This window comes from Prevotella sp. MGM2 (genome assembly GCF_002933955.1).
Classification (GTDB): Bacteria; Bacteroidota; Bacteroidia; order Bacteroidales; family Bacteroidaceae; genus Alloprevotella.
In genome coordinates, this window is record NZ_BEWW01000281.1 from 24,132 (window position 1) to 33,730 (window position 9,599).

The 9,599-nt window shown below is 39.1% G+C and carries 9 protein-coding genes; 1 reads left to right on the forward strand and 8 read right to left on the reverse strand.

Translation table 11 applies throughout. The annotated features are described in order from the left end of the window. Positions 1 to 32: 32 nt before the first annotated feature. From tpiA to C5S62_RS07460, 8 genes are all read right to left on the reverse strand, one after another. The gene (tpiA, locus tag C5S62_RS14110) at positions 33 to 791 is read right to left on the reverse strand and encodes a triose-phosphate isomerase (protein WP_104404744.1); all 759 of its coding nucleotides are present in this window, start codon (positions 789 to 791) and stop codon (positions 33 to 35) included. Positions 792 to 837: 46 nt separating this feature from the next. After that, a complete protein-coding gene (locus C5S62_RS14115; protein WP_104404745.1) occupies positions 838 to 1,956 on the reverse strand; it encodes a DoxX family protein in 1,119 nt (372 codons plus the stop codon). Next, the gene (locus tag C5S62_RS07435; protein WP_104404754.1) at positions 1,946 to 2,503 is read right to left on the reverse strand and encodes a DUF1599 domain-containing protein; all 558 of its coding nucleotides are present in this window, start codon (positions 2,501 to 2,503) and stop codon (positions 1,946 to 1,948) included. The genes C5S62_RS14115 and C5S62_RS07435 overlap by 11 nt, the downstream gene beginning before the upstream one ends. Before the next feature lie 53 nt (positions 2,504 to 2,556). Next, a complete protein-coding gene (locus tag C5S62_RS07440) occupies positions 2,557 to 3,711 on the reverse strand; it encodes a porin (RefSeq protein ID WP_104404746.1) in 1,155 nt (384 codons plus the stop codon). 77 nt (positions 3,712 to 3,788) lie between these two features. After that, complete coding sequence (locus tag C5S62_RS07445) at positions 3,789 to 5,102, reverse strand: folylpolyglutamate synthase/dihydrofolate synthase family protein (RefSeq protein ID WP_104404747.1); 1,314 nt, start codon at positions 5,100 to 5,102, stop codon at positions 3,789 to 3,791. A 106-nt stretch (positions 5,103 to 5,208) separates the two neighbouring features. After that, positions 5,209 to 6,372, reverse strand: a complete 1,164-nt coding sequence (gene dnaJ / locus C5S62_RS07450) for a molecular chaperone DnaJ (protein ID WP_104404748.1) — start codon at positions 6,370 to 6,372, stop codon at positions 5,209 to 5,211. Positions 6,373 to 6,409: 37 nt separating this feature from the next. Beyond that, positions 6,410 to 6,997, reverse strand: coding sequence for a nucleotide exchange factor GrpE (locus C5S62_RS07455; RefSeq protein ID WP_104404749.1), 588 nt, complete (start codon positions 6,995 to 6,997; stop codon positions 6,410 to 6,412). 62 nt (positions 6,998 to 7,059) lie between these two features. Next, positions 7,060 to 8,673, reverse strand: a complete 1,614-nt coding sequence (locus tag C5S62_RS07460) for an ABC-F family ATP-binding cassette domain-containing protein (protein ID WP_104404750.1) — start codon at positions 8,671 to 8,673, stop codon at positions 7,060 to 7,062. A gap of 183 nt (positions 8,674 to 8,856) precedes the next feature. On the opposite strand from C5S62_RS07460, the gene C5S62_RS07465 reads away from it, so the two are divergent. Further along, complete coding sequence (locus tag C5S62_RS07465) at positions 8,857 to 9,579, forward strand: CotH kinase family protein (protein ID WP_104404751.1); 723 nt, start codon at positions 8,857 to 8,859, stop codon at positions 9,577 to 9,579. Positions 9,580 to 9,599: the final 20 nt, after the last annotated feature.

The following is a 9,599-nucleotide window of genomic DNA, read 5'->3' on the forward strand; positions in this document are numbered from 1 at the left end:
CAGACTTATATCTCGTTGACTTATGGTGTTTATTATTTCCAAGCATCAATGATTCCTTTGAAATCTGCGACCTTTAGCGCTGCACCACCAATCAGGCCACCATCAACATTTGCTTTTGCAAAAATTTCTTTGGCATTACTAGGTTTGCAACTACCACCGTAAAGGATGCTAACATTCTCAGCAGCTTCATTCCCGAATTTTTCTGCAATGGCACTACGGATAAAAGCATGCATTTCTTCAGCCTGTTCTGCACTGGCTGTTTTTCCTGTACCAATAGCCCATACAGGTTCATAAGCCAAGATAATATTTTTGAATTCCTCAACAGATAAATCAAAAAGTGAACCTTCAAGTTGTGATTTTACTACCTCACTTTGTTTGCCACTTTCACGTTCTTCAAGAACTTCTCCAATGCAGAAAATAACTTTTAAACCATTAGCTAAGGCTAAGTTTATTTTTTCCTTCAGGATTTCAGGTGTTTCGTTATAATATGCACGACGTTCACTATGACCAAGTATGACATACTGAGCACCTGTGCTTTTAACCATTTCTGCAGATACTTCACCAGTGTAAGCTCCACTTGACTTGTCTGCACAATTTTCTGCACCTAAACCGATTATATTGCTGTCAATTTCATTGGCTACAGAAGCAAGATGAATGAAAGGTGTGCAGATGACCACATCGCAGTTAGGCTTATCTGCCGTTAATGCAGTGTTGAGGTCTTTGGCTAATGCAATGCCATCTTGCAGATTCAAATTCATTTTCCAGTTTCCTGCTACAATTTTTTTTCTCATGATTGTTTTGTTTAAACGTTTGGTGAATATGTAATGTTTGAATAATTTACTGCCAATCCAAATACGATCTAATGTTATTATAATGTGGTAGAATGAACCATAAGATGAGTTTTATATAAGACAAGTCTGCCAACCATTTGTTTTGAGAAGGAGTCCATTTTCCTTCTGTAGTTATTACTGGTAGATTATTATTACTCCATTTTTCTATGATTTTCCCATTGTGGAGCAGGAGCAAACCTGGATTGGAACGAACCATTGCATTAATCTGATTGGGATCAGCTGTAAGAATTGGATAGGTTGCTCCAGTCAAATCAATCCATTTATTTATAGCCATGGAGTCTGCATTAATATTAGCTAATCCATAGAAATGATAATTTGAATCTTGACACGCGTCATAAATGTCATTAATTCTATCATTGCAGCCATCATCCGCATACCTAATGTCTGGTAAGGTTAGCAGAAATGTAAAGCCATGTTCATTAAGAAGGGTTTCTGTTATAGGATTCCCATATTTGTCAAAACAATCAAAACTAGCGAGTGAGGCTGGAGTAAGAGAATCTGGCGAGTAATAAGCTTTTTTAATGTCAACACCTGTCTTGAAAGGAGTGAAATCTATGGATGGGAGATAATGTAGTGAATATAACCCTAGTAATATAATGTATGCCCAAGAATATAAAGATGTGATCCATTGGTTACGTTCAGATATGAGGCGTAACATGTATTTTTTCTTGGCAAAACAAATGATAGCACTACATAGTAAAATGATATTTTTACCTAATGTTTGTTCATTGGTTAATGTGATGGCTTCGCCAAAACATCCACAGTCTGGTACTGGATTGTAAATATTAATTAGTAATGTAAGCAAAGTCATAACTGCTATGAATGATAATGTCACAACAGTTGTAAAACGCCGACGCATACCAAGCAATAGGTAGATACCTAGTATAAATTCTGCAGTAGAAAGACTAATTACCAGTACTTTTAACGTTAAAGAATTGGAGGGAAAGTGTAGTCCCCAGTGAGTAAAATATACATTAATTTTATGAAGCATGCCAATGGGGTCTACGGCTTTGACAAAACCTGAAAACACCAAAGTCCCAGCTAGCAATAAACGGCAAACTGTGACAATACTCCAAATTGTGATATGTCGTGTTTTATGCTTCAATAGTTAGTTTTATTAATCCAAAAATGGCATAATTCATCATGTCCATATAATTGGCGGCAATACCTTCAGATACGAGAGTTTGTCCTTCTAAATCTTCAATTTGTTTGGTTCTGAAGATTTTCATAAGGATAAGATCTGTATATGAACTAATGCGCATATTTCGCCATGCCTCACCATAGTCATGATTTTTACGGAGCATAAGTTGTAACGATGCTTTGGCATGTTCATCATAAAGGGTGAGTGTTTCCTCTTGTGAAATGTCATTTTCTATGGTTATGTTGGCTCCTTTCTGCAACTGTATCATTCCCATAATCGCATAATTGACAATTCCTATGAATTCATCGGCAATGCCTTCGCCGACTAAATTTTGGCCTGTCGTGTTAATAGAGCGGATACGGTTAGCCTTTATATAAATTTGATCGGTTATAGAGGAAGGACGCATAATACGCCATGCCGTTCCATAATCATGCATTTTTTTTATAAACAGATCACGACAATTATTCATGATTGTTTTAAATTCCTCTTCAGTTGTTGGTCTCTGTTTCATTACAACACACATTATTGTTCGCAAAGATACAAATACTTTTTTATATGAAAAAGTTAGAAACGAGCGTAGATTTGTGCATCAAACGTGTTATAGCGTTGATTAGCTTGTGCCAACTTGTCATACGTCCGGATGTAATTAAGTTGGAAAATGAGATTTTTACCTAACTTATAATTGGCAGACATACCATAATCTGTTTTTAGAGAAGACCATGTTTTGGCATCGCGATAGCAATCCCAACGTCCATAAACTTTGAGATTTTTAATGATAGGAAATCCGATAGTGGTATACCAAGCATCGGAGCGAGTTGGAGCATTAATGTTGTTTACAACTCCACCAACAGAAGACATATATTCTCCACGTATAGTCCAATCGCTTTCATATTTAATTCCAGTTCCCCATCTTATTCTGGAAACTGATTTCCATTCTTTTGTAAGATCTGGTTGTGCTTTTTCGTTAGTGTATTTTCCATTCCACCCAAAGCCGCCGATTGATAAATTCTTGATGGGGGAAATCCAAAGTCCACCGATAAGGTCTTTATGATTGTCTTTGTCTTTATGATTGATGCCTTGTCCGTTAAAAAGACCGATTTGATAGTGTATCCAGTTGTGTCCATCTGCAGCTGGTATAAAATCTCCTTGTATTTGTATTCCTAGATCGCGTCCAGATGTCTTATGTTCTCCTATACGGTCGCCGATAGATGCTAATTTCATTGTGGCTTGTGAATAGCTTCCCATTCCTACGTCTAAAGGACTATAGGGGTTTTCAAATCCGATAGGACGTTTAAATTGTCCTAGTTTAATACGTAGAAAATTGTATTTTTGCCATTCTATAAAAGCATCGACAATTCTTGGCCCTTTATCAGTTCCTGGAGCGTCATTGACTTCCATTTGTATGCGATAATAGAAATCTTTAAAACAATATCCATTCATGTAGAGCCGGACAAAGCGTAAATCAAAACCGCCGTTTGAGGCTTGTCCTTTACGGTCACTTATACTATATTTTCCTACAATATATCCACCGAATTTTAAGGATAAATCGGCCTTTTTAATAATTGACGAAAGGGATATGCCTGTTGCATCCTTGTGTTCATAATGCCATTTTTTTTCTATGGTGGAACCTGTAGGTAATGCTGTAATAGAATCAGACGTTGTTGCTGTAATATTAGGGCAGAAGGTTGTTAATATTAGTCCTATGAAAATCTTTTTCATGAGATTCGGGCTTGATTAAGTTGTTTAAGGATATAAAAGATACAAAAATACGAAAAGTTTGTTATAAGGATTGTTTCTTATAGGCCATTTAAGTGTGATTCTTCTAAAAAAGACAGTAAGTCTGCAACAATGAATGAGCTGCCGCCAATGTAAATAATGTCATTTTCATGAGTCCTTTTTTGAGCTTCGATGAAAGCGGAGGTAACATCAGGATATGTTTCTCCTTCTAAATTATGTCTGGTAGCTAGTTCTTTAAGTTCTGTGGCAGGCATGGCACGACGTACTGATGCTTGTGTGAAATAATAGAAAGCATTTTTAGGAAGTAAATTCAGTACGCTATTTATGTCTTTGTCTGCAGCCATTCCAAAAACGATGTGCAGATTGTTATACTGTGAAGTCGCAAGTTGTTGGCTTAAATATTTCCACCCCCCAGCGTTATGGCCAGTATCACAAATGACCATAGGTGATTGTCCTATTATTTGCCAACGTCCTTGTAATCCCGTGAGACGGTTGACATTATAAAAGGCTTTATGGACATGTTCCAATGTTAGTGTTGTATACGATAGGTATTGCTGTAGAACGCGTACGGCATTAAGGATTGTATTGGTATTTTTTATTTGGTATTTACCGGATAATTCTGCTGAAAAATTCCCCCAATGCAATGTCTCGTAATGAAGTTTTCCATTCTCAAGAAATCTTGCGCTCTTGATTTCTTGAGTATCTTCAGCAAATGTGATAGGTGCTTTTTCTGCATCTGCCTTTATCTGAAAAATGGGTCGTGTCTCAGGATGAGTTTCACCGATAACAATAGGGACATTAGGCTTTATTATACCAGCTTTTTCTTGAGCTATTTCAGATAAACTATTTCCCAATAATTGGGTGTGATCCAAACTTATATTTGTTATTATTGAAAGTATAGGTGTAATAATATTCGTGCAATCTAATCGTCCGCCAAGCCCCACTTCAATAACTGCAATGTCTACTTTCTCATCAGAAAAATATTTGAAGGCTAGTGCTGTTGTCAATTCAAAGAATGAAGGATGGAGCGGTTCGAAAAAGTCTTTTTCCTTTTCAATAAAATCAATGACTCTTTCTTGAGGTATCATTTCCCCATTTATGCGAATACGCTCACGAAAATCTTTCAGATGGGGAGAAGTGTATAATCCTACCTTTAATCCGCTCATCTGTAAAATTGCCGCTAAGGTATGTGCGCACGAACCTTTTCCATTAGTTCCCCCAATATGAATGGACTTGAAGTTATGGTGAGGGTGTCCCCAGTGATCGTCTAGTAACAGAGTGGTTTCTAATCCTGCTTTGTATGCCTTGGAGCCAATATGTTGGAATAGTGGAGCGCTGTTGTAGAGATATTCAATGGTTTCTGAATAGGTCATGAATCTGATTTTATAAATATAAAAGAGCAAGCAGACAAAACAATGAGGATATTGTGTCTACTTGCTCTCTCTTTGTTTCAAATCGAAATAGCTTTTTGAGTTTATCTCAACTGAAATAGTTTCTGAACTTTTTGAATATTTTTTCTTTAATGGAGGGATTGGGCTTCATGTTGTCGCTGTCGCTCATTTTTTCAAAAGCCTTTTTCTCCTCATTAGATAGAGTTTCAGGAATATAAATGCTGATATTTACTACAATGTCCCCCGTGCCGTAGCCATATCCTTGGACGGCAGGCAAACCTTTTCCTCTAAGTCGAAGCGCAGTACCAGGTTGTGTTCCTGGTGCAATCTTTATGCGTGCCTGTCCATCAATGGTAGGTATTTCTACAGAATCGCCTAATGTAGCTTGAGGAACTGTTAATAATAAATTGTAAATTAAATCATTTTCGTCGCGAATGAGTTCCGGATGTGCTTCTTCCTCGATAAGCACTTGAATGTCTCCTGGAATACCACCTCTTTTGGCGGCGTGTCCTTTTCCTGGAACGTTCACAACCATTCCTTCTGCTACACCTGCCGGAATTTGTATTTCTACAATTTCTTCCCCATTTACAACTCCCTCACCGCCACATTGTTTGCATTTATGCTTTATTATTGTGCCGGCACCATTACAGTCGGGGCATGGCTGTTGGGTTTGAACCATCCCCAAGATACTTCTCTGGCTGCGTATTACATACCCGCTACCATGACAGGTCGGGCATGTTTCGGGCTGGTGCCCATCTTCGCAACCATTTCCATGGCATGAAGAGCAGGTTACTTGTTTGCGTACCTTGAACTTTTTGGTGACTCCGGTGGCTATTTCCTGTAATGTCAGTTTTACTTTCAGGCGTAAGTCTCCTCCTTTGTATTGAGGACGGCCTTGCCGCCGGTTACCTCCAAATCCGCCAAAGCCTCCAAATCCCATATCTCCAAAAATATCTCCGAAATGGGTGAATATGTCATTGAGATCCATGCCTTGTCCGCCAAAGCCTCCAAATCCGCCGTTTCCGTCAACGCCGGCAGCACCGAATTGATCGTAGCGGGCGCGTTTGTCCGGATCACGTAATACATCATAAGCTTCGGCGGCTTTTTTGAATTTGTCTTCAGCTTCTTTGTTTCCCGGATTACGGTCGGGATGATATTTTATCGCAACTTTTTTATAGGCGCGTTTTATTTCATCGGCGGAAGCCGATTTGTCTACGCCTAAAATTTTATAATAGTCTTTTTCTTCAGCCATAGTATTTTATATAATATAAGAGGTGTTAAAGGCCGTATTATTGTCCTACGACCACTTTGGCATGCCGGATGACTTTTTCATTGAGTAAGTAACCTGATTGTACACAATCAATTATATGTCCTTTTTGTTCCTCTTCTTGCGCTGGAATAAGGGCTATAGCTTCATGGAAGTCGGTATCGAAGAGAGCTTCCTTTACTTCCATTTTTTTCAGTCCGTGTGTGCTTAGGGCTTTGGCTAATTTAGATTGTATGAGGTTGATGCCTTCTTTGATGGTTTCAGTGTCGTCGGTTTGCTTCATGCTATCCTGTGCCCGTTCAAAATCGTCAAGGACAGGTAACAGACTTTCCAATACTTTCTGACCTCCGTTTAGTATGAGTTCGGTTTTTTCTTTGATAGTACGTTTGCGGAAATTGTCAAATTCTGCCATCTGACGTAATAACTGGTCTTTAAGTTTGGCTATCATTTCTTCCGCCTCGGCCAGTTTCTCTTTTTCTGATTTTTCAGTCTGGCCATTGTCTTCTTCTGAGCTGTTTTTTTCAGATAACTGTTCCTCTGTTGGTTCTTCTAGAGACGTGTCAACCTGCTCGTTTAACTCTTCTTCTTGATGTTTATTCTCTTCTGTCATTTTTTCTTAAGTTTTCTTTTTAGTTATTGCAAAAGTCATGCCATATACTATATCTATGAGATTTAACTGTAAAGTTGTTCTTTCAGTTCTTTTACACGTGCGTCGTGAATGTAGTCCTCATAGTTCATCAATTTATCAATTGTGCCTTTCGGGGTAAGCTCTATTATGCGATTGGCCACCGTGTTGATAAATTCATGGTCGTGACTGGAGAAGAGAATATTACCTTTGTAATGTTTCAGATTATTGTTGAAAGCCTGGATACTTTCCATGTCCAAATGGTTGGTTGGAGTGTCAAGAATAAGACAGTTGGCATTGCGTAATTGCATGCGTGCAATCATGCAGCGCATTTTCTCACCACCGGAAAGAACGTTGACTTTTTTCAGGATGTCTTCATCCTTGAACAGCATTCGGCCGAGGAAGGCTTTAAAGTAGACCTCATTTCCTTCACCATATTGGCTTAGCCAGTCAAGCATGTTAAAATCTGTGTTGAAGAAAGCAGTATTGTCCAGTGGCAGATAAGCTGTTGTAATTGTTACTCCCCATTTAAATGAACCCGATGCAGGTTTGGCATTACCGTTGATGATTTCAAATAAAGCGGTCATCGCACGCGGATCGTGACTAAGAAAAACGACTTTTTCGTCTTTTTCTACAGTGAAGTTGAGTTTGTCGAAAAGTACAGTACCATCCTCTGTTACCGCTTTAAGGTCGTGAACTTCGAGTATTTGGTTGCCTGGTTCACGGTCCATTTGGAAAATAATTCCCGGGTATTTGCGTGTGGATGGCTTGATTTCTTCCACATTTAGTTTTTCCAGCATTTTTTTGCGACTGGTTGTCTGCTTGCTTTTGGCAACGTTGGCAGAGAAACGGCGAATGAACTCTTCCAGTTCTTTACGCTTTTCATCTGCTTTCTGTTTTTGATTTTGTGCCTGACGAAGAGCCAGCTGTGAAGATTCGTACCAGAATGAATAGTTTCCTGAGAAAAGTGTTACCTTTCCGAAATCTATGTCTACGGTATGCGTACACACCTGATCTAGAAAATGACGGTCGTGGCTGACAACAAGCACTGTATGCTCAAAATTTCCCAAATATTCTTCCAGCCATTCCACAGTTTCCAGGTCGAGGTCATTGGTAGGTTCGTCCAATAGCAAATTGTCTGGCTCTCCAAAAAGAGCCTGTGCCAGCATGACACGTACTTTTTGTTTACCGGAAAGTTCGCCCATCAATTTACCGTGGAGATTTTCTTTTATGCCCAGACCGCTTAAGAGTGTGGCTGCGTCATTTTCGGCTGTGTAACCGCCAATGTTGGCAAATTTATCTTCCAGTTCCGCAACTTTTATGCCGTCTTCATCAGTGAAATCGGCTTTTGAGTAAAGTTCATTACGCTGTTGCATGATGTCCCACATGACTGTGTGTCCCATCAATACTGTGTCTAGCACGGTATTGTTGTCATATTTGAAGTGGTCCTGACTCAGTACTGATAAACGCTCCCCAGGCCCCATGTCTACAGACCCCTTTGTTGGCTCCAAATCACCGGAAATAGCGCGGAGCAAAGTGGATTTTCCGGCACCGTTTGCACCGATGATTCCATAAATATTACCGTTGGTAAATTTCATGTTGACATCCTGATAAAGGATACGTTTACCGAACTGGATTGCAAGGTTGGAAACTGTAATCATTTCGTTTTATTTGTAGTTTTTTGATTTTCTGACAGCAAAGTTACAAAAAAATGTAAGTCGGTGCAATATTTCAAGGAGGGAGTTTGGCCCAATACCTTGTTGTGACACCTTTTGTCATCTTAAAATAAATCTATATTTTTGTATTGAATTTTAAAGATTATTTTCATATAAAAAAGTTACGTTATGATTGTAAAAAGGTTAACGGGTCTTCGGAAGTTGGCTTTGACCATGTTCTTGTTTGCCTGCCTGTATCAGGTAAAAGGAGCGGTTCAAGATGGTGAAAGTGGAGAGTATTTGCATAGAATCCGTCAGATAGACTTGCCGCTTATCGAAATATCGACCGTTGACGGTGTGGAGCCGACATGCGTTTTTGTGCAGCCTCCGCCAGGGTGTATGGGAAATGGAATCACTGGGAATAATTATGTTCCGGGAAGAATTACTATTACAATAAAAGGACAAAAAGTGTATGACAGCGGCGATTATATCAAAGGAGAGAGAGGCATGCGGATTAAGATAAGAGGCAATTCTAGTGCTTATCCGCTGAAAAAACCTTATAAGGTCAAACTGTCTAAGAAAGCTGACTTGTTGCTTCGTGGTGATGATGATTTTAAGGATAAGGAATGGCTGCTTCTTGGCAATTATCAGGACACGCATACTTTACAGACTGTTGTCGGCATGAAGATAGGGCTGATGGTAGGCATGGAATGGCAGCCGGCTTATTGTTTTGCTCATGTCTTGTTGAATGGATCTTATAAAGGATGTTATTTGTTGTGTGAGGCTGTTGAAAAAGGTCGCAAGCGGTGTGATATTTCAGATACCGGCTATTTGATAGAGAATGATGCTTATTGGTGGAATACGGAAGATGTTTATTTGGGTCAAGCCGAAAACACGGTGCATGAATTTTGAGAAAAGTGTTAAATTTGTGG

What these genes read in the sequence shown, in the direction of transcription:
- tpiA (WP_104404744.1), bottom strand. Translation starts at nt 791, where the DNA reads ATGAGAAAAAAAATTGTAGCAGGAAACTGGAAAATGAATTTGAATCTG.
- C5S62_RS07460 (WP_104404750.1), bottom strand. Translation starts at nt 8,673, where the DNA reads ATGATTACAGTTTCCAACCTTGCAATCCAGTTCGGTAAACGTATCCTT.
- C5S62_RS07435 (WP_104404754.1), bottom strand. Translation starts at nt 2,503, where the DNA reads ATGAAACAGAGACCAACAACTGAAGAGGAATTTAAAACAATCATGAAT.
- C5S62_RS07455 (WP_104404749.1), bottom strand. Translation starts at nt 6,997, where the DNA reads ATGACAGAAGAGAATAAACATCAAGAAGAAGAGTTAAACGAGCAGGTT.
- dnaJ (WP_104404748.1), bottom strand. Translation starts at nt 6,372, where the DNA reads ATGGCTGAAGAAAAAGACTATTATAAAATTTTAGGCGTAGACAAATCG.
- C5S62_RS07465 (WP_104404751.1), top strand. Translation starts at nt 8,857, where the DNA reads ATGATTGTAAAAAGGTTAACGGGTCTTCGGAAGTTGGCTTTGACCATG.
- C5S62_RS07440 (WP_104404746.1), bottom strand. Translation starts at nt 3,711, where the DNA reads ATGAAAAAGATTTTCATAGGACTAATATTAACAACCTTCTGCCCTAAT.
- C5S62_RS07445 (WP_104404747.1), bottom strand. Translation starts at nt 5,102, where the DNA reads ATGACCTATTCAGAAACCATTGAATATCTCTACAACAGCGCTCCACTA.